At 43.2% G+C, this 22,852-nt stretch carries 19 protein-coding genes; 14 read left to right on the forward strand and 5 right to left on the reverse strand.

Features of this window, described 5'->3' with window-relative positions; translation table 11 throughout:
• Positions 1 to 56: 56 nt before the first annotated feature.
• The 14 genes from ABDW13_RS04460 (at position 57) to gndA (ending at position 18,545) form a co-directional block, all read left to right on the forward strand.
• Complete coding sequence (locus tag ABDW13_RS04460) at positions 57 to 1,397, forward strand: MOP flippase family protein (RefSeq protein WP_343551214.1); 1,341 nt, start codon at positions 57 to 59, stop codon at positions 1,395 to 1,397.
• A 305-nt stretch (positions 1,398 to 1,702) separates the two neighbouring features.
• The gene (gene galF, locus ABDW13_RS04465; RefSeq protein ID WP_343551215.1) at positions 1,703 to 2,596 is read left to right on the forward strand and encodes a UTP--glucose-1-phosphate uridylyltransferase GalF; all 894 of its coding nucleotides are present in this window, start codon (positions 1,703 to 1,705) and stop codon (positions 2,594 to 2,596) included.
• A gap of 48 nt (positions 2,597 to 2,644) precedes the next feature.
• Entirely contained in the window at positions 2,645 to 3,658 is a 1,014-nt protein-coding gene (galE, locus tag ABDW13_RS04470) for a UDP-glucose 4-epimerase GalE (protein ID WP_343551216.1), read from the forward strand.
• A gap of 534 nt (positions 3,659 to 4,192) precedes the next feature.
• Positions 4,193 to 5,608: a mannose-1-phosphate guanylyltransferase/mannose-6-phosphate isomerase gene (locus ABDW13_RS04475; protein ID WP_343551217.1), complete on the forward strand. Its 1,416-nt coding sequence runs from the start codon at positions 4,193 to 4,195 to the stop codon at positions 5,606 to 5,608.
• A gap of 15 nt (positions 5,609 to 5,623) precedes the next feature.
• The gene (gene cpsG / locus ABDW13_RS04480; RefSeq protein WP_343551218.1) at positions 5,624 to 7,000 is read left to right on the forward strand and encodes a phosphomannomutase CpsG; all 1,377 of its coding nucleotides are present in this window, start codon (positions 5,624 to 5,626) and stop codon (positions 6,998 to 7,000) included.
• 27 nt (positions 7,001 to 7,027) lie between these two features.
• A complete protein-coding gene (gene gmd / locus ABDW13_RS04485; RefSeq protein WP_343551219.1) occupies positions 7,028 to 8,068 on the forward strand; it encodes a GDP-mannose 4,6-dehydratase in 1,041 nt (346 codons plus the stop codon).
• Positions 8,069 to 8,175: 107 nt separating this feature from the next.
• On the forward strand, positions 8,176 to 9,327 hold the full coding sequence (locus tag ABDW13_RS04490; protein WP_343551220.1) for a glycosyltransferase: 1,152 nt from the start codon (positions 8,176 to 8,178) through the stop codon (positions 9,325 to 9,327).
• Between the two features lie 9 nt (positions 9,328 to 9,336).
• Positions 9,337 to 10,113, forward strand: coding sequence for an ABC transporter permease (locus tag ABDW13_RS04495; protein WP_343551221.1), 777 nt, complete (start codon positions 9,337 to 9,339; stop codon positions 10,111 to 10,113).
• Positions 10,114 to 10,122: 9 nt separating this feature from the next.
• Entirely contained in the window at positions 10,123 to 10,833 is a 711-nt protein-coding gene (locus ABDW13_RS04500) for an ABC transporter ATP-binding protein (protein ID WP_343551222.1), read from the forward strand.
• Positions 10,833 to 13,739, forward strand: coding sequence for a glycosyltransferase (locus ABDW13_RS04505; RefSeq protein WP_343551223.1), 2,907 nt, complete (start codon positions 10,833 to 10,835; stop codon positions 13,737 to 13,739). The genes ABDW13_RS04500 and ABDW13_RS04505 overlap by 1 nt, the downstream gene beginning before the upstream one ends.
• A gap of 7 nt (positions 13,740 to 13,746) precedes the next feature.
• A complete protein-coding gene (locus tag ABDW13_RS04510) occupies positions 13,747 to 14,658 on the forward strand; it encodes an NAD-dependent epimerase/dehydratase family protein (protein ID WP_343551224.1) in 912 nt (303 codons plus the stop codon).
• Positions 14,658 to 15,812 (forward strand): acyltransferase, encoded by a 1,155-nt coding sequence (locus ABDW13_RS04515; protein ID WP_343551225.1) that lies wholly within the window; start codon positions 14,658 to 14,660, stop codon positions 15,810 to 15,812. The genes ABDW13_RS04510 and ABDW13_RS04515 overlap by 1 nt, the downstream gene beginning before the upstream one ends.
• Before the next feature lie 10 nt (positions 15,813 to 15,822).
• Complete coding sequence (locus tag ABDW13_RS04520) at positions 15,823 to 16,980, forward strand: glycosyltransferase family 1 protein (protein WP_343551226.1); 1,158 nt, start codon at positions 15,823 to 15,825, stop codon at positions 16,978 to 16,980.
• Between the two features lie 155 nt (positions 16,981 to 17,135).
• Entirely contained in the window at positions 17,136 to 18,545 is a 1,410-nt protein-coding gene (gene gndA, locus ABDW13_RS04525; protein ID WP_343551227.1) for an NADP-dependent phosphogluconate dehydrogenase, read from the forward strand.
• A gap of 33 nt (positions 18,546 to 18,578) precedes the next feature.
• Here the strand turns inward: gndA and ABDW13_RS04530 are convergent, their stop codons facing one another.
• The 5 genes from ABDW13_RS04530 to ABDW13_RS04550 all read right to left on the reverse strand — a co-directional run bounded on the left by ABDW13_RS04530 (position 18,579) and on the right by ABDW13_RS04550 (position 22,778).
• The gene (locus ABDW13_RS04530) at positions 18,579 to 19,694 is read right to left on the reverse strand and encodes a succinylglutamate desuccinylase/aspartoacylase family protein (RefSeq protein ID WP_343551228.1); all 1,116 of its coding nucleotides are present in this window, start codon (positions 19,692 to 19,694) and stop codon (positions 18,579 to 18,581) included.
• Between the two features lie 109 nt (positions 19,695 to 19,803).
• Positions 19,804 to 20,601: an ABC transporter substrate-binding protein gene (locus tag ABDW13_RS04535; RefSeq protein ID WP_343551229.1), complete on the reverse strand. Its 798-nt coding sequence runs from the start codon at positions 20,599 to 20,601 to the stop codon at positions 19,804 to 19,806.
• Positions 20,602 to 20,666: 65 nt separating this feature from the next.
• The gene (locus tag ABDW13_RS04540) at positions 20,667 to 21,143 is read right to left on the reverse strand and encodes a YbaK/prolyl-tRNA synthetase associated domain-containing protein (RefSeq protein WP_343551230.1); all 477 of its coding nucleotides are present in this window, start codon (positions 21,141 to 21,143) and stop codon (positions 20,667 to 20,669) included.
• Positions 21,130 to 21,465: a helix-turn-helix domain-containing protein gene (locus tag ABDW13_RS04545; protein WP_343551231.1), complete on the reverse strand. Its 336-nt coding sequence runs from the start codon at positions 21,463 to 21,465 to the stop codon at positions 21,130 to 21,132. The genes ABDW13_RS04540 and ABDW13_RS04545 overlap by 14 nt, the downstream gene beginning before the upstream one ends.
• Positions 21,462 to 22,778, reverse strand: a complete 1,317-nt coding sequence (locus ABDW13_RS04550; RefSeq protein ID WP_343551232.1) for a HipA domain-containing protein — start codon at positions 22,776 to 22,778, stop codon at positions 21,462 to 21,464. The genes ABDW13_RS04545 and ABDW13_RS04550 overlap by 4 nt, the downstream gene beginning before the upstream one ends.
• Between the last annotated feature and the right edge of the window lie 74 nt (positions 22,779 to 22,852).

The following is a 22,852-nucleotide window of genomic DNA, read 5'->3' on the forward strand; positions in this document are numbered from 1 at the left end:
GAGTTCAATCAGCACATCGCTTACGGTGAGCTGGCGAAAATTCTGGAGCGCATGGTGTGAGCGGATTAAAAAAACAGGCCGTTTGGCTGTTTGGTAGTACCTGTTTTGCCGCATTGCTTCAGGTGTTACAGCTCGCCGTTCTGGCGCGCAAATTGGAAACCCATGAACTGGGTTTGCTGGCGATCATCAATGCGATTCTGGCGGTGGCGACCGTGCTGCAAGATATGGGCATGAGCAGCTATATCGTGCATCGCCAGGATATCAATCGTCGTGAACAGAGCACGATTTACTGGGTTAACGTGTCGCTCAGCTTCTGTACCGGCTTGATTATGCTGGCGATTGCTTATCCGGTGGCGTGGTTCTATCACTTGCCGGAGTTGGTGGGCTTAATCATGCTCACCAGCCTCAACTTCCTGGTGCTGGGACATCTGTCGCAGTATCAGGCGCACTATGTGAAAACCAAACGCATGGTGACGCTGGCGAAGATTGAGATGGCAACCAAGCTGTTTGCGTTCCTGTGCACGGTGGCGATGCTCTATTTCACCTCGCTCACGGTAGCGGCGGCGATTCTTGGGCTGTTCATTAACGCCTTCACGCGTATTCTCTGCATGATCTACTTCGGTGAGAAATCGTGGCGACCGACATGGGAATTCGATGGCAAAACCTTTGTCAGCGCGGTGCGTTACGGGGTTTACCAACTCGGTTCGCAGACCATTAACCAGCTGCGTACTCAAGCGGATGCCTTGATCGTAGGTAAAGTGATGGGCGCGGAAATGCTGGGTATTTACTCGCTGGCTAAAGAGCTGATTCTGCAACCATTGAAGCTGGTTTCGCCGGTGATTAACCGTTTGGCGTTACCGCGTTTTGCCGAGAAGCAGCACGATCCGGAGCAGTTGAAGAAGCTGTTCCTGAAAGGCACTTTCGTCATCATGCTGTTTAGCAGCGCAATGTATCTGGCGATTGGCATCATGTCACCGGTGATTGTACGCGTGCTGTACGGCGCTTCGCATGAGCAGGTTTACCATCTGATTCCGCTGATGCTGCTGTTTGGCATGCTGCGTCCGATGGGTGGCTTAACTGGCGCGATTTCGCAGGCTAACGGTCGCACCAATGTCGAGTTTTACTGGAACATCGTGGCGAGCCTGGTGGTAGTCGTAGTGTTGGCAACCACCTACATCTGGCCAAATGTGCTGTATGTGGCGTTGACGCTGTCGATCTCGCAGGTGCTGATCTCGGCTTTTGCGCATCCGTTCTTCATCAAGCCGGTGATTGGCATCCGCTTTATGCCGTACGCCCGTCAATGGGTTTCGGTGTCAGTGGTGTTTGTCGGACTGATGATGCTAGTGAATCACTTCAACCTGTTCATCATGCCGGAATGGTTTGAAGGTTGGTTGTAATTTAGCGGGCGGCTTTAGGGTCGCCCGATTCATTCTGCGAATTTATTGGCTTCTTTTTACGCCGCCCGATTCTGAAAATATCTGGCACCATCAGCACAAACTCTTCTGTGATCCTTCCACCACTTTTCAGCGGTTTAGCGCAGGCAATTCACGCTGTAATCACGCTTCGGTTTGGTCTATAAAAAGCGATTTTTGATGGTGTGACAGAGAGTTAGTGCCGGTTTTTCAGATAAAGATTATACTTGCTCAACTGGCCGATCCTGCATAATCGAGCCCACGTATTCACTTCATGAAATGGAATAAATATGACCAAGCTTAAAGCAGTAATCCCCGTTGCGGGCCTCGGTATGCATATGCTTCCTGCGACAAAAGCCATTCCGAAAGAGATGCTGCCAATCGTCGACAAACCAATGATTCAATACATTGTTGACGAATGCGTCGCGGCTGGCATCAAGGAGATTGTGCTGGTCACCCATGCTTCCAAAAATGCAGTGGAAAACCACTTCGATACCACTTATGAGCTGGAAGCGCTGCTTGAAGCGCGCGTCAAGCGTCAACTGCTGAGCGAAGTGCAGTCAATCTGCCCGCCGGGCGTGACCATTATGAACGTACGTCAGGCTAACCCGCTGGGTCTGGGCCACTCCGTACTGTGCGCGCGTCCAATGATCGGCGACAACCCGTTTGTGGTGGTGCTGCCAGACGTGCTGCTGGATGACTCAACCGCTGACCACCTGCGTTATAACCTCGCATCGATGGTTGCGCGCTTTGAAGACACCGGCCACAGCCAGGTGCTGGCGAAACACATGCCGGGCGCAGATCTGACCGAGTATGGTGTTCTGACCACCGAAGAGCCGATCGATAACCCAGGCGATATCAGCACCATCACCAGCTTCGTTGAGAAGCCAGAAGCCGGTTCAACCGATTCTGATCTAACTGCTGTTGGTCGTTATGTGTTGTCTGCGGATATCTGGGAAGAACTTGAGCGCACCGAACCTGGCGCATGGGGCCGTATCCAGCTGACCGATGCTATCGCCGCACTCAGCAAGAAAAAACCGGTTGATGTGCAACTGCTGACCGGCACCAGCTTCGACTGCGGCCGTAAACTCGGTTACATGCAGGCATTCGTTTCTTACGGCTTACGTAACAACGCACAAGGCCGTGATTTCCGCGAATCCATCCAGAAAATCCTGGCGAAATAAGCTTCCTCATTCTCTGCCGCGCATTGCGCGCGGTTTAAAGGAGTACACATGGCTATTTTGGTAACGGGCGGAGCAGGGTACATCGGCTCCCATACGGTGCTGGCGCTCTTAGAGCGTGGCGACGACGTTGTGGTCCTGGATAACCTTTGCAATGCTTCCCGCGAAGCCATCAATCGCGTGGAAAAGCTGTCTGGCAAAAAAGCGGTGTTCGTTGAAGGCGACATCCGCGATCGTGCTTGCTTGCGCGACCTGTTCGCCAGCAACGACATCAACGCAGTAATTCATTTCGCCGCGCTGAAAGCCGTTGGTGAATCCACGCGCATGCCGCTGGAATACTACGACAACAACTTCTCTGGCACCGTAGTGCTGCTGGAAGAGATGCGCGCTGCTGGCGTGTGGAACTTCATTTTCAGCTCGTCTGCCACCGTGTATGGTGCTGATGCGCCGGTTCCTTACGTGGAAACCACGCCAATCGGCGGCACCACTAGTCCGTACGGCACCTCGAAGTTCATGATCGAATTGGTGATGCGCGACTTTGCGAAAGCCGATCCGAATTTCAAAGCCATCGCACTGCGCTACTTCAACCCGGTTGGTGCGCATGAATCAGGCGAAATCGGTGAAGATCCAAGCGGCATTCCTAACAACCTGCTGCCGTACATTGCGCAGGTAGCGATTGGTCGTTTGGACAAGCTGGGCGTGTTTGGTGACGATTACGACACGCCAGATGGCACCGCGCAGCGCGACTACATTCATGTGGTCGATCTGGCAGAAGGGCACCTTAAGGCGCTCGACCATTTGTCTAAGGTTGAAGGCTACAAGGCGTATAACCTTGGTGGCGGTGTTGGCTTCTCCGTGCTGGAGATGATCAAGGCGTTTGAGAAGGCCTCTGGCAAGCCGATTCCTTTCGAGTTCAAACCACGCCGTGCTGGCGACCTGCCTGCGTTCTGGGCCGATGCGACGTTGGCGAACAATGAACTGGACTGGCGTGTGACACGCGGGATTGATGCCATGATGCGCGATACGTGGAACTGGCAGAGTAAGAACCCGAATGGGTTTGAGTAGCTGATACTGATTTGCTAAAACCCGGCTTCGGCCGGGTTTTTTTATACCTGAATATTTTATCTTTTGTATTGATTGCGTGTTTTTTATTCAAATGTGAGTGGGTGAGGTAAGGATAAATCCTAAACATATTGTTGAACGAAATGCTGCGTGCGCCATTTATCTTGCTGTTTTAGCATGAGAAAAATACAGACTTTAATTGTTTAAAAAAGCGACTATATTCTTTTGCGTCAAGCAGTTGTATTTAAGCGTACCGATAAGTTGATGTTAAGATTTGTCGCTAAGTCATCGGACAATAACCATGTTAATTCGGCAGCACAAAATGTATTATTTGCGGTGCTCTCGAATTAGGTCGTTTCTTGCTGCGTTATTGACCGGTTAGATATTTCTGAGAGAAAAGACAGTTTTGACTTGTTACACAGCATAGTGGTTGCTGCAAGCCAAGGGCGGTAGCGTGGCTATTTTCTATTTTGATGAAAAAATAACCCGCTGGTAAATGATATAGCAGTCTAAAAAAGACACATTAGAGGTTGTGGAATGTTACTTCCCGTAATCATGGCCGGAGGAACCGGCAGTCGTTTGTGGCCCCTTTCACGCGAACTCTATCCTAAGCAGTTCATTAGTCTGCACGGACAGCACTCGATGCTGCAGGAAACCGTCAATCGCTTGACCGGCGTAGAAGCACGTGCTCCGCTGGTCATCTGCAACGAAGAGCACCGCTTTTTGGTAGCTGAGCAGCTTCGCCAAATTAATAAACTCTCCCACAACATTATCCTCGAACCGGTTGGTCGTAATACCGCACCGGCGATTGCTCTCGCGGCGATTAATGCGATTGAGCAGGGAGATGATCCGGTTCTGTTGGTGCTTGCGGCTGACCATGTAATCGAAAATCGCGCCGCATTCCATCAGGCGATTACCACGGCCACTAAATATGCCAAAGCTGGGCATTTAGTCACTTTTGGTATTGTCCCTACCGGGCCAGAAACGGGATATGGCTATATTCATCGCGGAGCGCAAATTGCTGATGTGACTGATGCACCTTTCGGTGTGCAGCGTTTTGTAGAGAAACCAAATCTTAAAACCGCAGAAGATTACCTGGCTTCAGGTGAGTATTACTGGAACAGCGGGATGTTTATGTTCCGCGCCAAGCGTTACTTACAAGAGCTTGAGAAATTCCGGCCTGATATTCTTGAAGCCTGCCATCGTGCAATGGCTAATGTAAAAGAAGGCAGCGACTTCATTAGCATTGATAAAGATGACTTCATAGCCTGCCCTGATGAATCGGTTGATTATGCAGTCATGGAGCAAACCGATGCTGCGGTCGTTGTGCCATTGGATGCTGGCTGGAGCGATGTCGGTTCTTGGTCCGCGTTATGGGAAGTGAATGAAAAAGATGCGGCTGGTAACTCGCTCAAAGGGGATACCTTCCTGCATAACACTAAGAATTGCTATATCAATAGTGAAGACCAATTGGTTGCAGCGATTGGCGTGGAAGACTTGGTCATTGTTAATACCAAAGATGCCGTATTGGTAGCGCGTAAAGATCAAGTGCAGGACGTTAAGCGTGTTGTTGAATTCCTCAAAAGTGAATGTCGCAGCGAATACCGCCGCCATCGCGAAACCTATTGGCCGTGGGGACGTTGCGATCTCATCGTCAATACCGGGCGCTTTAACGTTAATCGAATTACGGTTAAACCGGGCGAGTCATTTGAATTGCAGATGCATTATCACCGTACAGAACACTGGGTTATTCTTTCAGGCACGGCAAAAGTCACCATTCAGGATAAAACTTTATTGCTGACTGAAAACCAATCCACTTTCATTCCTATCGGGCATCAACATACGTTAGAAAATCCCGGTAAAATTCCATTGGAATTACTGGAAATACAGTCTGGCTCGTACCTAGGCGATGACGACCTCATTATGATTAAAGAGCAATTTGCTGGAAAATAAGGACACCCGATAAAAATGGAAGCACTGACTTGTTTTAAAGCGTATGACATTCGTGGTGAGTTGGGCAAAGAGCTAAACGAAGATATTGCCTATCGTATTGGTCGCGCTTATGGCGAATTTTTAAAGCCGAAAACGATTGTGGTAGGCGGTGATGTTCGCCTGACTAGCGAAGCATTAAAGATGGCGCTGGCGAACGGATTGATGGATGCCGGTACTGATGTGCTGGATATCGGCATGAGCGGCACCGAAGAGATTTACTTCGCGACTTTTCATTTAGGCATCGATGGTGGCATTGAAGTGACCGCCAGCCACAATCCAATGAATTACAACGGCATGAAGCTGGTGCGTGAAGGTGCACGCCCAATTAGTGGCGACACTGGATTACGCGATGTGCAGCGTTTAGCTGAAGCTAATCAGTTTGCTGATGTTGATAGTGTTAAGCGCGGTTCGTATAAACAAATTTCAGTATTGGATGCTTACGTCGACCATTTGATGGGCTATATCGATTTAGCCAATTTCAAACAGCCGATGAAACTGGTGATTAATTCGGGAAATGGCGCGGCGGGACATGTCATAGATGAGATCGAGAAAAGATTCCAGCAAGCAAATGCACCTGTAAGTTTTATCAAGGTGCATCATCAGGCCGATGGCAACTTCCCTAATGGAATTCCTAATCCACTTCTGCCTGAATGCCGCAAAGATACCTCAGATGCTGTGCGTGAGCATCGGGCAGATATGGGCATTGCCTTTGACGGCGATTTTGACCGCTGCTTCTTATTTGACGAAAATGCCGAATTTATTGAAGGCTATTACATTGTTGGCCTGCTGGCAGAAGCTTTCTTAAAGAAAGAGCAAGGCGCAAAAATCATTCATGATCCACGTCTAACCTGGAACACCATCGATGTTGTGACCAAGGCAGGCGGGATTCCAGTGATGTCCAAAACTGGACATGCGTTTATTAAAGAACGTATGCGTGAGGAAGATGCGATCTATGGCGGTGAGATGAGTGCCCACCATTATTTCCGTGATTTCGCTTACTGTGATAGTGGGATGATTCCGTGGCTGCTGGTGGCTGAATTGTTGGCGGTTAAAGGGCAAACACTGTCTCAGCAAGTTGCAGAAAGGATGAAGGCGTTTCCTTGTAGTGGGGAGATTAATTTCAAGGTTAGCAATGCTAGTGAAATTATCTCTATTCTTTCAGGGAAGTATTCGTCGCTTTGCCAAACTAGAGATGATATTGATGGAATTAGTTTGAATTTTTCAGATTGGCGTTTCAACTTGAGGACTTCAAACACTGAGCCTTTGCTTCGTTTAAACATCGAAACAAAAGGTGATATCAAAAAATTAAATTTATTGCTTGAAGAATTTACTTCAATTATCCACTCGTATTAATTTTAATAAATAATGGTAGGTTAGAATATGTCGAATAAGGTTGCTGTTATCACAGGTATTACAGGTCAGGATGGTGCATATCTTGCAGAACTATTGCTGGATAAGGGGTATACGGTATATGGTACATATCGTCGCACTAGTTCAGTGAATTTCTGGCGTATTGAAGAGTTAGGTATTAAGGATAATAAAAACCTACATCTCGTCGAGTATGATCTGACAGACTTATCCGCCAGCATTCGACTTTTACAACAAAGCGGAGCGACTGAGGTTTATAACTTAGCTGCTCAAAGTTTTGTTGGTGTGTCTTTTGAACAGCCTTTGACTACGGCGGAAATAACGGGAATTGGGCCAGTTAACTTGCTAGAAGCAATTCGCATCGTCAATTCAAAAATCCGTTTCTATCAAGCATCTACCTCCGAGATGTTTGGAAAAGTACAAGCCATTCCTCAAAAAGAAGATACACCATTTTATCCACGAAGCCCGTATGGGGTAGCCAAGCTATATGCTCACTGGATGACAATCAATTATCGCGAGAGCTATAATATTTTTGCCTCGAGTGGCATTTTGTTTAACCATGAGTCTCCACTACGTGGACAGGAATTTGTTACCCGAAAAATCACTGACTCTGTCGCCAAAATCAAACTAGGAAAATTAGATGTCCTTGAACTGGGCAATATGGATGCTAAACGCGATTGGGGCTTCGCAAAAGAATATGTAGAAGGTATGTGGCTTATGCTTCAGGCTGATGAGCCCGATACATTTGTCCTGGCAACCAACCGAACTGAAACAGTTCGTGATTTTGTTACGATGGCATTTAAAGCCGCAGGTTTTGAATTGCGCTTTGAAGGTAAAGAAGAGCAAGAAGTCGGCATTGATGTATCAACTGGTAAAGTTTTAGTTAAGGTAAATCCTAAGTTTTATCGTCCAGCCGAAGTTGAACTTTTGATCGGTAATCCTGAGCGAGCGAAACAAATTTTAGGTTGGGAGCCTCAAACTACTCTTGAACAGTTATGTGATATGATGGTGAGAGCTGATTTAGAGAGAAATAAAAACGGTAATTCATTCTAATATTTGAGCAGCCTGTTCTTTCTTCAGGCTGCTTTTTTGTTTACATAAGTGATAAAACTCTAAATCTAGAGATTTTCATTATTTTCTGTTTAAAAATATGCGTGATTATGGGCAAATTAAGAGTTTTACATTGCTATAAAACATACTATCCGGTTACTTTTGGTGGCATCGAGCAGGTTATATTCCAGCTTTCCGAAGCAATGAACACTGATGAGGTAGAATCTACGGTATTTTGTGTAAATAATAGCGAAGATTCAGGGCTAGAGCCATTCCATAATCATTATGTTTTTAGAACGAAAAAAGATTTCGAAATAGCCTCAACTCCATTTTCTTTTAAGGCATTTAAGCAATTTAAGGAATTAGTTAAGAGCTTTGATATTGTGCATTACCATTTCCCATATCCGTTTATGGATATGCTCCATTTTGCTTCTAAAGTTAACAAGCCTTCCGTAGTAAGTTATCATTCCGACATCATCAAACAAAAAAAATTAATGGGCTTATATAATCCATTAATGAAACGATTTTTGAAAAGTGTAGATAGAATAGTTACAGCCTCACCTAATTATTTAAATTCGAGTAAGGTTTTGCAAAATTATAAAGATAAGGTATCGATAGTACCCTATGGGATACCTGATATTACAAAGTCAAAATCCGATGCTGATGTGAATAATGAAATTACCAAACAGTTTCCAAATGGATATTTTCTATTTGTTGGTTCTTTTAGATATTACAAAGGATTACATTATTTACTTGAGGCAATGAAGGATAGCAATATTCCAATCGTTCTGCTTGGTGCAAATGGTGAAGAAGATAGTCTTAAAAAATTTGTAAAAGAGCATAACATGACAAATATTAACTTTGTTGGTGCTAAAGATGACTCTATAAAATATTCGTATTTGGCCAAAGCTGTAGGGTTTGTATTTCCATCTCATTTACGATCTGAGGCATTTGGAATTTCGCTTGTTGAAGCAGCTTGTTTTGGCTTGCCACTTATTTCTTGCGAAATAGGCACAGGAACAACATTTATTAATACCAATGACCAAACGGGTATTGTGATAGATGGAGCTAATCCCGAACAATTAAAACGAGCTGTTTATAACATTTGGAACGATAGAAGTAAAAGTTCTGAATATGGGAAAAGGGCGAGAGAAAGGTATGAGGAAATATTTACGGCAAAAAAAATGGCCAGTGAATATTTGGATATTTATGAAGAAGTAATTTTTCAGCATAAAAATCGTCAATTCTATATTACAAGGTGATTTGAATAAATGAGTGGATTTACAGATTTAGCCGGAACGATCAAAAAATCACGGATAATATTTTTCTTCGCTAAGTCCGATACTCAAGCTAGATATAAGCGAAGTATATTGGGTCCTTTTTGGTTAACACTCGGAACTCTTATCGGAGTATTGGGGCTGGGTATTGTTTGGAGTCAAATTCTCAACATTAAAAGTGATGATTTCATACCGAATTTAACAATTGGATTAGTCTGTTGGCAGTTGATATCTAACTGCATTGCAGAATCTCCAAGCGTATTTATGCGTTATGCTAGCATCATTAAGAATAGCCCCCAGCCTTTTTCTTTCTACCCAGCTTTATTGGTTTCGAGACATATAATTAATTTCGCACATAATTTTGTTGTGATTGTTCTGGTAATGCTTTATTACTCTATAGCTATTAATGCTAATACTTTTCTGGTTATTCCAGCCCTAATTTTAGTTTTTATAAATTTATTTTTTATTAGTATAATCCTGGGGTTCATTGGCGCTAGATACCGTGATTTGGAACCAACAATCACAGCGTTTCTTCCATTGCTATTTTTTATAACGCCAATCCTTTACAAACCGACACAAATAAAAGTCGCATCTTGGGTTATAGATTACAACCCATTTGCTTACTATGTGACAATAGTTCGAGATCTACTGTTAGGTAAAATTCCTGAGAACAATTTTATTATTGGATTTGTGCTTATAACCGTTATTACTATGGTTGTAGGCTGTATATTATTAAATTACAAAAGAAAAAATATTACTTTTTGGTTATAAGGAATTAAGATGGCTTTTGTAAAACTTAATCAAGTGAGTTTAGACTTTCCTATTTATAATACAAAAACATTATCTCTTCGCCATAATCTTTTAAGACTTTCAACTGGTGGGCGAATTTCTTCTGAGGCTGGTAAAACAACAGTTGTTCGCGCACTTGATGATATTAATTTAGATATTAAAGATGGTGATAGTGTAGGATTGATTGGCCATAACGGATCAGGAAAAAGCACTTTACTAAGAGTTCTTGCTGGCATCTATTCCCCTACCGGTGGAGAGATAATTAAAGCAGGTAAAGTAACCACTGTATTCGAATTAGGAGCTGGCATTGACCCAGAATTAACTGGCAAAGAAAATATATTACGAGTAGCCATGCTTCAGGGAGCTGATTTCCGGCAGGCGTATCAATTATTAGATGAAGTTACAGATTTTTGTGGCCTTGGGGACTTTATTAATTTGCCTGTTAGAGTTTACTCAAGTGGTATGACTATGCGATTAATGTTCGGGGTTGCTACTAGTGTTATGCCAGAAATATTCTTGGTAGACGAAATGATTTCGACAGGGGATTCAGATTTTCAAGAAAAAGCACTTCAAAGAATGAAAGATATTTCTAAATCCTCCAAGATTTTTGTTTTGGCTTCGCACGATAGAGAAATGATTAATACAATGTGTAATAAAATAATTAGACTTGAGCATGGAAAAATTGTTGAGGTGGTTAAATAATGGCTAAGCAAATTTGGTTTGATATGACCACCTCAATGCAATGGACTGGCGGAGTTGTAGGCATTGTTCGCGCAGAATTAGAAGTAGCCAAGAATCTTCATGCTCTTAATAAAGATATAAAATTTTGCTTGGAAAATAATGGACATATTGAAGAGATTAATGTTGACTCACTCTCATGGTTATGGGAAACAGAAGATGTAACTGCTGACTATTTAAAGAATAGGCCTAATAATAGTATCAAAAATAATGGTATCATCGAAAATATTCTAAACCAAGATGAAGCTCAGAGAAACTCCGGAATAGGACGATCTGCACGGTTAAAACGCGCTAGTTTGATGGGGATTAGCGTACTACCGAAACATATACAAGGTATTTCTTTGCTACTTGCATATTTACCTCTAAAATTAGTTGACATTACTTCTTTCATTTTTAGACGTTTGAGCATTAAAAGAGCGCGCTCAACAATTTCGATTGAGAACCCGGTCGAAATATTAAACTCATTGAGACTTAGTTCTAATGATGTGATTGTAAGTATGGGGTGGATGGACTCTCAAAAAGAAACTGTCTTTGAAATGTATAAAAAAGAATTTAAACTTAAACTTGTTTATTTAGTTTATGATTTGATTCTTATTAATAATCAAACCTCTCATTTATATAACAAGATCGGAAGTGAGAAATTCAAAAAATATTTTGAATGGATCTCGCAGCACTGTGATTTTTTATTATTCGGTGGTGAAACGGCTAAGAGAGATACCCTTTCTTATCAAAAGCTTCATCATTTAAGAAGCCCAGCAGGCCAGAGTGTTAAGTTTGGCTCAGATATTATTAAAGTTAAAAAAGAAAATTCAGAAAGCGATAAAGGGATTCTATCTAAGCTAGGAGTAACTGATGATTTTATTATCACTGTTGGCTCAATTGAAGCTCGAAAGAATCACGATGTCTTATATAAAGCTTATGCAATTCTTAATGAAAAAAAATCTGGTAACATTCCCAAGCTAATAATCATAGGGCGTCCAAGTTATCGTAGTGAAGAGCTAGTTGATAACATTAAAAGAGATCCTAGAGTTAAAGATAGTATTATACTACTTACTCCAAGTGATGAAGAACTTGATTGCCTGTATCGTAACTGCTTATTTACCTTATTACCTAGTTTTTACGAAGGATGGAGTTTAACTCTTCCTGAAAGTTTTGGGTATGGAAAACTGTGCCTTGCAGCCGATGTGCCTCCTTTGAGGGAAATAGGTGACGGCCTAACAGAGTTTATAAATATTTATGATCCGTTCGCATGGGCTAAAAAAATTGATTATTACGCTAATAATAAAAATGAAATAAAAAACCGTGAAGTTGTAATTAAGCAACAATGGGAAAATACGACATGGCTTCAATGTGCTGAGCAAATTAATAAAATAATTGCGCAACCTGATTTTCTAATCCGTGAAGATGAATCAACATATGAAACACTTTGGTATGATCTAACTACATCTTATGTAAGATGGCGCGGAGGGGTGAGTGGGATTATTAGAAGTGAATTGATACTTGCCAAAGAAATACTTCAGTCGAATATAAATGTTAAATTTTTCGGTTATTACAATGGCAAAATATTCATAATTCCACATGAAAATCTCAAAATAATATTTGATGCTCCAAGTATTGAAGAAGGCTATCGACATTTCCAAAGTTTTTGGAGTTATTATGAATCTGCTGGCTCAGGAAATCGTATTCCAAATGATTTAATAAAACCCAGTGAGAATCCAATAATTTTCCCTGAACTTCAAGATTCATATAATTTCTCAAATTCCAGGCGCAATCGCCTTTTTCACTCTTTTATACTATTATCAAGTGTTCTGCCTAAAAATATTGGCAATTTCGTTATTAAATCATTGTATGCGTTAAAAACAAAAACCCTTGGCAGATCTAAAGTTCTTCCTACTGAAGTGAAGGCTACAGTTAATAATGAACTTAAGGTTGATACCTCTAATTCACCATTTCAAAACGGTGATCAAGTTTTATCTGTAGGTATAGATTGGACTACAGAGTTACTACAGTTTATTACTGAAGCAAAAAAAACTAAAACATTTAAATTTACACAAGTAATATATGATCTAACTCCTGTTATTACCCCACATTTGCATGCTGAAGAAAATAGTATGAAATACCATAATTTTTTGGAAAGCGTTGCAAAAGCAAGTGACCAAATTATATTTGGGGGAGCGACAGCTCAAAGAGATGCACATCTATATTTCAAAGAACATGATTGGCCAATTGAATGTTCAGATTACATCAAGTTTGGTTCGGATATCGTTTCGACGAAGAGTGACAATAATGATGGCGATGATGAGATTCTCAAGAAATTAGAGATTGAACAGCCATTCATTCTGACTGTCGGTACCATTGAAATCAGAAAAAATCATGAGACGCTTTATAAGACGTATTTAAACTTACTTGATAAAGACCAAATACCTCCATTATTAATCATCGCTGGCAAACCAGGATGGAAGATATCAAGTTTCCTTGAATCATTGCAAAATGATTTGAGAGTTAGGAAATATATCCGTTATATTTCGCCTTCAGATTCTGAATTAGATGTTTTGTATAGAAGATGTATGTTTACTGTTTTATCAAGCATGTATGAAGGTTGGAGCTTAACTCTGCCCGAAAGTCTTTCATATGGTAAAGTCTGCATTACTTCGGATGTAGACCCTCTGAGGGAAGTTGGAGAAGGTTTAGTGCCTTTTGTTCATCCATGGAATGTTGAGCAATGGGGAGATGAAATCATTCGACTGTTTAAAGATGAAAACTATCGCACTAGTTTAGAACAAAAAATTCATAAAAATTGGAAAAGCATAACGTGGCAAGACTGTGCTAAGTCATTAGTCACAAAAATTGGCTTACATGTCCCGGAGTAAAAAAGTTATGAGTAAAGTGCTAATTACAGGTATTACTGGGTTTATAGGTTCAAATTTAGCCTCCGTGTTAGAAAAAGAAAGTTTTGAAGTCATAGGTTCAACTAATAGCCCTGAAAAAATTAACACGACAATATCTCATTTGGATTTTTCTAATGAGGATTCTCTAACTGAATGGATTTCTGAATTCCAACCCGATTCTATAGTCCATACAGCAGCGATCACAAATGTGATGCATAATGATCTTTCCGAAATTTATAGAACAAATGTGATATACACCGAAAATTTACTTAATGCTATCGCAAGGTCTTGCTCTAAAAAAGTAAATGTAATTGTTGCAAGTACAGCTGGTGTTTATGGAAATAACCAGTCTGAAAATATCGAAGAAACTTCGTTAGCCACTCCCAATAATCACTATTCGTACAGTAAATTAATTGTTGAACATTTGTGTAGTCACTATCGGGATAAGTTTAATATAAATATCGTTCGCCCTTTCAACATTATAGGTAAGGGGCAAAGAGATAATTTTCTAATCCCCAAACTAGCGTCTCGCTATGCTAACAAAGTTGACAATGTGCCCTTGGGGAATATTGATGCGGTTAGAGATTACCTTTCAATAGATGATTGCGTAAGAGTTCTAAAGAAGATGATATTAAACAACTCTCAACTAGATGGACCGGTTAATATTTGCTCAGGTGTTGGACATAGTGCTCGTGACGCTATGAATGTATTAGAAAAAATTTCCGGACATAAACTTGATTATTTTATCAATCCTGATTTCGTTAGAAAAAACGAAATATGGCGTTTGGTTGGGTGTCCAAAGAAATTAAATAACGTTGTTAATGAATCATCTGTTGTTACTGCAACGTTTGAGGATATTGTCACTGATATATATATTGATTATTTGAGTAAGGTGAGTTAATGGGCGAGATTTTAATGCTGCTGATTAGTTCAGCAATTCTCATCTACGCTTTGTTTTTATGTACATTCTTGGGTCAGAGAATTGGAGTTAAAATTGAGAATGCTCAGGGTTTTAATGTAAATCTAGAAATGTTAAGAGGGCTTGCTTCTTTTTCAGTTTTCTTGGCGCATACGACTATGTATTTTGGATATTTATCACCAAGATATATTTTGTCTACTTACACTGGTTCTTTTGGCGTTAACATTTTTTTTATGCTAACTGCTTATCTTTTTTGGAATCAAGTGATAAGTAATAAAATTGATTTTAATAGGTTTTATATAAAACGTTTTTACCGCTTGGTGCCAATCGTTATAACGGTCGTAACAGCCGTAACTCTTGTGGATTTCATAACTAGCCAAGACAGAGCTTTAGATTTATCGCGACTAAATGCGATATTGAAAAACTATATGTTTGGATTTGGTGGAGTTAATGATGTTTTTTCAAGTAATATGTACTTGAGAATAAATACAATTTGGACATTAAAGTGGGAGTGGTTATTTTATCTAACTCTCCCTATTCTAGCCATATGGCCAAAAAAGTTAACTCTGATTATCGCTTTGATTTTAGCTGTCTTTACTTTCAGCGATATTACGAAAGTATTTAGTGGTGATAGTGATTTTGTTTTTTTCGCCGCTTTTTTCTTAGGTGCAATAACTTTGTATTTTGAAAGTTATCTGAAGAATCTTTTTTCAGGTAAGTTAACTCTTTTGTTTATACTTTCATCTCTGTCATTAATTGTTTATTTGTTCAGCGAAGGTTATAAAGGAATAGTGCATTACAAGTCTATCTTATGTACCATAAGCGCTTATTTTGCATTTTTATCATTTTTAATATGTCCATTTAAGATTCCTGTCAGAATATCTCATTCATTGCAGTTGTTAGGGAAGGTGAGTTATTCATTTTATCTTTGGCATTTATCTATTAACTTTTATGGGATTTTTTTGATCAAAAAGTATCTTGTAAAAGATGAAAGTATTTTTTTCTCGAGTCCTTACCATTTTTTTGTGTTCGGGATAAGCATGATTACCATATCGCTAATAATTTCTTTTGTTAGTTTTAAATGCATTGAGGACTATTTTTTAAAGAAAAGTCACTCTCTAAAGATAAAATTTTGAGTGTTTACCAATGAAAGTTATAATTTCATCTGACCCCATAAAATTCCCACTAACTGGAATTGGTCGTTATACTTATGAATTAATAATGGCATTCCAAAAGTTGAAATCGTTTGAAGACGTTAAATACCTTAACGGCTATACAGTTGTAAATGATTTTAATTCTAATCATGGCGTTGCTTCTGTTAATTCTAGCTCTTCATTAAAAACAAGGATTGTTTCTCAGTTAAAGAAGAGTTCGGTTGCTGATGTCTATCGTGTTTTGTCTCCTTATTTGAAGAGTAGGGCGCTTTCTTCTTATACTGATCATATATTCCATGGAACCAATTTTTACGTTCCTAAGTTTAAAGGAAAGAGTATCTCCACGTTTCATGATCTTTCCCCTTTTTTAATGCCTCATTGCATTGAGCCTAAACGTTGTGACTTTCTACAGCGGCAACTGACTGAAACTGTAAAAAATGCCACCTTTTTTATTACTGATACTCATCATACTAAAAATGAATTAATAGAGCATTTTGGTATTGATGAAAATAGAGTCAAAGCAGTTCATTTAGCTTGTGATTCAAGTTTTCAAGTGAGAAAAGAAGCTCAGGTTTTAGATGCACTACATAAGTATGGACTTAGTTATAACAATTTTTCATTATGTGTTTGCACCATTGAGCCTCGAAAAAATATAGATGTTTTAATTGATGCTTATAGTAGACTTCCTAATGTTCTGAGGGCTAAATTTCCTTTAGTACTTGTAGGGCACGAAGGTTGGTGCAGCGAAAAAACACACGTAAAAATTAAGCGATTTGAGTCTGAAGGCTGGCTAAAATACCTTAGCTTTGTTAATCATGATGATCTTCCTCTTATTTACTCAGCCGCTCGTTTATTTGTTTTCCCTTCTATATATGAAGGTTTTGGCCTGCCTATTTTGGAGGCCATGAGCTCTGGCGTTCCTGTAATATCTTCTAATGCTTCATGTTTACCAGAAGTTGCGGGAGAAGCTGCATTGTACTTCGCCCCCTCCGACGTTGAAGGATTAAGCTCTCATCTAAATGAGATGTTGGAAGACGAAGAGACTTTAGATTTTTATCGGCAGTCAGGTCTTAAACGCGTCGAACAATTTTCCTGGCATCGTTGTGCTATGGAGACACTCCAAGTATATAAAACTCTCTCAGAACTATAGTTTTTAATATATGAAATAATGCATTCTCTGAAATTTTTGATGATTTATAAACGCACCAATTACTACCTCTTCAATACTCACTTGAGTTAACATGTTTGCCACTTTTGTTCACAAACAGATTTGTTTGTGAAGTGATCATCAGACAGGAGTAAAAAATGTCCAAGCAACAGATCGGCGTTGTAGGTATGGCAGTGATGGGCCGTAACTTGGCTCTTAACATTGAGAGCCGCGGTTACACTGTTTCTATTTTCAACCGTTCACGCGAAAAGACTGATGAAGTCATCGCTGAGAATCAAGGTAAGAAACTGGCTCCTTTTTATACTGTTGAAGAGTTTGTTGAATCGCTGGAAAAACCTCGTCGTATTCTTTTGATGGTACAAGCAGGTGAAGCGACGGATAAAACTATCGCCTCGCTGACACCACATCTGGATAAAGGCGACATCCTAATCGATGGCGGTAACACCTTCTATAAAGATACCATCCGTCGTAACAAAGAATTGTCTGATCAGGGGTTCAACTTTATCGGCACCGGCGTTTCTGGTGGGGAAGAGGGCGCATTGAAAGGTCCTTCAATCATGCCTGGCGGCCAGAAAGAAGCTTATGAACTGGTTGCACCAATCCTCGATAAAATCGCTGCACGTGCGGAAGATGGCGAAGCCTGTGTTGCTTATATCGGCCCGAACGGTGCTGGTCACTATGTGAAGATGGTGCATAACGGCATCGAATACGGTGACATGCAGCTGATTGCTGAGGCTTATGCTTTGCTGAAAGGCGCATTGGGCCTGAACAACGAAGAGCTGGCAGAAACCTTTACCGAGTGGAACAACGGTGAGTTGAGCAGCTACCTGATCGACATCACCAAAGATATCTTCACTAAGAAAGATGAAGACGGTAAATATTTGGTTGATGTAATTCTGGATGAAGCGGCTAACAAAGGTACGGGTAAATGGACTAGCCAGAGTTCACTGGATCTGGGTGAGCCACTGTCTCTGATCACTGAATCAGTATTTGCACGTTACTTGTCTTCTCTGAAATCTCAACGCGTTGCGGCTTCCAAAGTATTAAGCGGCCCGCAGGCGAAAGCCTTCACTGGTGATAAAGCTGAGTTTGTTGAGAAAGTTCGTCGTGCTCTGTATCTCGGCAAAATCGTTTCTTATGCTCAGGGCTTCTCTCAGCTGCGTGCAGCCTCTGAAGAAAATAACTGGGACCTGCATTATGGTGAGATTGCTAAGATCTTCCGTGCTGGTTGCATCATCCGTGCTCAGTTCTTGCAGAAAATCACTGATGCGTATGCAACAGATGCAAACATCGCCAACCTTCTGTTAGATCCGTACTTCAAGAATATCGCAGACGAATACCAGCAGGCATTGCGTGATGTTGTTTCTTACGCGATTCAGAACGGTATCCCTACACCGACCTTCTCAGCAGCGATTGCATACTACGACAGCTATCGTTCAGAAGTTCTGCCGGCTAACCTGATTCAGGCTCAGCGCGACTACTTCGGTGCGCATACTTACAAGCGCATTGATAAAGACGGTGTGTTCCACACTGAGTGGCTGGATTAATAGCACTGAGGCTTCCTTCGGGAAGCCTTATTTTTATCCCACCAACAACTCCCCCCGTCTCCCCGCATTCTCCCCAGCCAGCCTCACCACCAACATCCCCGCCGTCACAAACTTCATCAAATTCCTGGCATACAGCACACCGCCAAACTCAGCTACCAGTGGCGTGACCATATCCGTAATCGGGTCAACAATCTCCGCTACTACTTCGCCAGCCTTAATCCATTCACCCAAATTACGGCGATATAACACCAGCCCGGAATGCGCCGCATGAATGTACTCACAACCAGCTAAATCCGTCGCTGGATGGATCAGCTTTGGCGACTCACCCAACTCACCCGCAATATAGCCACCTTCAATCAGCGCATTGATAATCGCATCGGCATCTTTCTCGGCTTGCTCAGGCGAGACATCCGCCACGCCGCGCAATTCCAGCGTCACCGGCAATAATCCCCGCGGCATTGGATATTCATCACCATAGCGTTCCGCCAACGTCAACCACGGCTCGCAACAAGCTTCATCGAATGGTTCGCCGCCAGAAATCTGCGCCAGCAATTGCACTTCGCTGCCAAGCCAGCGCGCCAGCGGCTCAATTTCTGCCCATGCATGTGGCGTGGTGTAGAGATGGGGTAGAGCGTCCCAATCGCAGTGCAGATCGATCATTAAATCGGCCTGGCTCGCCATGCGCATTAAGGTAAAGCGTTGTGCATCGAGTTCAGTGCGGGCAATGCAATCGCGATAATGGCGATCGATAGCTTCACGAATCAGCCGTTTGTTTTCGTATTCGCTTTGCGTCAATGAATCTGCCAGTTCGGCTGCCAATGTTTCTCCTAACGCTGGGAAACGGCGATTGAAATCTTGGCCAGACAACGTATGGAAGCGACCTAAATGGCTGCCGTGCCAGTGCTGTCCCATAGCCAGAGGATTGGCCACCGGCACCAGGGTGATTTTCGATTTAAGCTGACCAGCCGACTCAAGCGCCAGAAGTTTCTGCTTCAAGTACCACGCCACCGCCATGCCCGGCAGTTCATCGCCGTGCAGTGCCGCCTGGATGTATACGCGCTGTTGTGAATCGGTGCCGAAGTGGAAGCTGACAATTTCGCGTTGGGTGCCGAGTGAGGCGCTTAATAGGGGATGATGTTGTTGTTGCATAACGCTATCGATGTCCTTTACCACGGCACGTAGCCATCGCGCCTGATTAATTTTCTGATGGAATTATAGTGCTGCTGCGGAAAAGGGCGGCAAAAAGCCGCCCAAAAGATTACTGCTGAATGGAGATATCCGTCGCGAAATACTGCTTCTGGATCTTATCGAAAGTGCCGTTCTTTTTGATTTCAGCAAAAGCGTTATCCAGCGCGGTTTTCAGCTCGGTGTCGCCTTTGCGCAGGCCAATCGCGGTGCCCGGGCCGATAATCGGATCCTGCACAATTGGGCCAGCCAGTTCGAAATCCTTGCCTTGTGGATGCTTCAGGAAGCCGTTTGCCGCTTGCGCCGCATCAGTAAACACCACGTCAAGACGACCAGAAATTAGGTCACTTTCCACTTGTGCTTGATCGCCATAAGGTACCACTTGCACGCCGTGCGGCTGCCATTTAGCCAGCGCGTAACGTTCCTGCACCGTACCTTGCTCAACGCCAACGGTTTTACCTTTCAGCGATTCGGCGGTCGGCAGCAGGCCAGAACCTTTGCGCGCAATCAGCTGGGTGTGGGTGTCGTACAGCGGCACAGTGAAGTCAATCTGCTTCAGGCGTTCTTCAGTGATGCCCATATCGGACAAAATGGCATCAAACTTACGCGCCTTCAGCGCCGGAATCATGCCGTCAAACTGGCTCTCGACCCACACGCATTTCGCCTGCATCTGCTCGCACAGCGCATTGCCGAGGTCGATATCAAAGCCAACCAGTTTGCCTTGTGGGGTTTTGGATTCGAAAGGAGGGTAGGTCGGATCAACCGCGAAACGTACTTGATCAATTTTTGCCTGCGCACCAAATGCGCAACCTGCCAGCACAGCCAGCGCCAGCGTTTGACGCAGGCGGGCGGTAAAACGAGAACTTGCCATAAATTCGGTCTTCTTTTACGTGATGTGGAATCACGAAGAGTACCGCTCAGGGCTAATCAAGGCAATTACTGGATTATTTTCATAACGTTACCATTGTGCAGTGCTTGATAATCCACCACATTCATCACCACCGATTGCTCCAGTAGGCCAGCATTGAAGGCGATTTCGTCATAGCGCTCGAACAAGAGTGGGTCGACCACCAACATTAAATCGGCGTGGAAACTGAACGGGGGAATGGCACCAAATACGCAGCCGGTCAGCGCATCGACTTCCGCCGGTGAAGCCAGCGATGCGCGACGTCCTCCCACTGCGGCTGCCACTTTGCTGAGATCGGCTTGCTGATCGGCGGGCAGTACGGCTAATACATGCTGTTTGATGCCGTTACCTTTCACATGGCACACCAACGCCTTCGCGCCTTGACCCACCTCGGTACCACGAATCGCCGCCACCGCTTCACACTTGCCGGTCGCTTCATGTTCCATCACACGATATCGCGCTTGATGTTGATCGAGCAGGGCGAGTAGTTTTTCATGGGTGGTCATGGTGGTCTCCTTGTTGAGTAAGTTGGGTCAGCAGCGCTTGCATCATATGCGTTTGGCGCGGCAATAAACCCAGCTTTAATCCTAACGGTTTAAACGCCCGGTTTAATGTCGTCAACGTGATGCTCTCTTTATCCTGTTCAATGTCAGAGAGTGTGCGCCGGCTGATTCCAGCCAGTGACGCGTAGCGATCTTGCGAGAAGCCCAACACTTTTTTGCGCAATTGCATCAATAATGCTCCTTGCGTGAATTTCTCTTCGATGAACTGTTGCAGCAGGTCTAGCAGCATTGCCTCACGCTCAAAAGGTGACAGATTTTTTTTCATAATTGCCATCCTGCGATGCGTTCATCCAGATAATTAAAACCGATGCCAGGCATTTCCAGTATTGATGTGGGGACACCGCGTGCCGCCAAACGCGCCTTCAATCCCTTCAGTTTTTTTGCCAGTGCACCTAATTCCGCAAGCAAAACATCATGTGGAGCCAGGTCATTAAGCTGTTGGGCAATCAGCTGCCATTGATAATGACCGCCTTCCTCGAAAGGCGAGCCCCATTGTGTGGTACGCACTATGCCTTCGGGATCGGCTTTCATTGGGGCGAAATCATAAACCGGCGACAAGCCCATTCCCGTGGGTTTCTTGAGAATGGCGCTATTACGACCATGATTATCGGAGTTACCAAAAGCGATATTTAGCATGTCACGTTTAACCCACTCGATAACTAGATCGGCAGCTTGTGCAGCATCCAGCTGCAACTTATCTAGCAAAGCATGCAGCACCTCAAAATGGTTTAGATAGCTGCCGGGCGCTTTTTGCATGATGGAATAAACTGATTCCAATCCATACAGAACCTTTTGGCCAGAGCTGAAATCCACGTCAAAACGCGGCAACCAAAGCGAAGGATAGCGTTCACCTTCGCATAGCAACATCTGTTGCGTGTCGATAGTCTCAACGCCCAGCGCATGTAACTCATGGTAGAAATGGTATTCCGCCCGCAGGATATCGCAATCAATCGGGCTACGTGCACCGCGCGGATATTTAACTAAATAGGCAGTGTCTTGATTTAATGGATCGTCCTGCCAGGTATCAATCCAAACTTCGCTGTTGCTATTGCGGCGCAACAGCAGTTTTGGTGCTTCACCGCCTGCGCCGGTAGCACCGCCGCTGGCCGCGCCCATCTGCTGCGCATATTCAAGAAAATCAGTATCCCGCTCGATCGCCCATTCAGCGGGGAAGCGCCGACTCTTCAGCTGGCTGTTTGCAGGCAACTGCGGTAAGGATTCCTTAATGCGCAGGTTGCCAACGGGCGCGATAGTACCCGCTTTTAACAGCGCAAAATCCTGCTCGCTGGCGGTTTTACTTTGCAGACCCAACAGGGTGATCCAGTAACGTCTGCTGGCGCCAGCGGGGATAATGTCGTCAAGAAAACCGAACCACGGTTTGGCGAAGTGGCTGCCAATCAGCATCACCGGATAATTGATACTGCAACTGGCAATATCGTTGCGATCCAGATGATCAACGGCGTAATTGAAGTCGTAAGCCAGTAAGGCTTCGCTGTCGCGACCTTTTAGCGGCTCTTTGCAATCGAGCAGTGCTGCATCCTGCCAGCGGCCATCAAGATAGATTTGTAAGGTAAGCATGCGAGAGCCTATTGAGCAGTATCTTGCTCAATTCTAGTTCGCATTTGATTTTTTGAGAAGTATGTTGCTCAAAA

This window comes from Pantoea sp. (assembly GCF_039594315.1).
Taxonomy (GTDB): Bacteria; Pseudomonadota; Gammaproteobacteria; order Enterobacterales; family Enterobacteriaceae; genus Pantoea.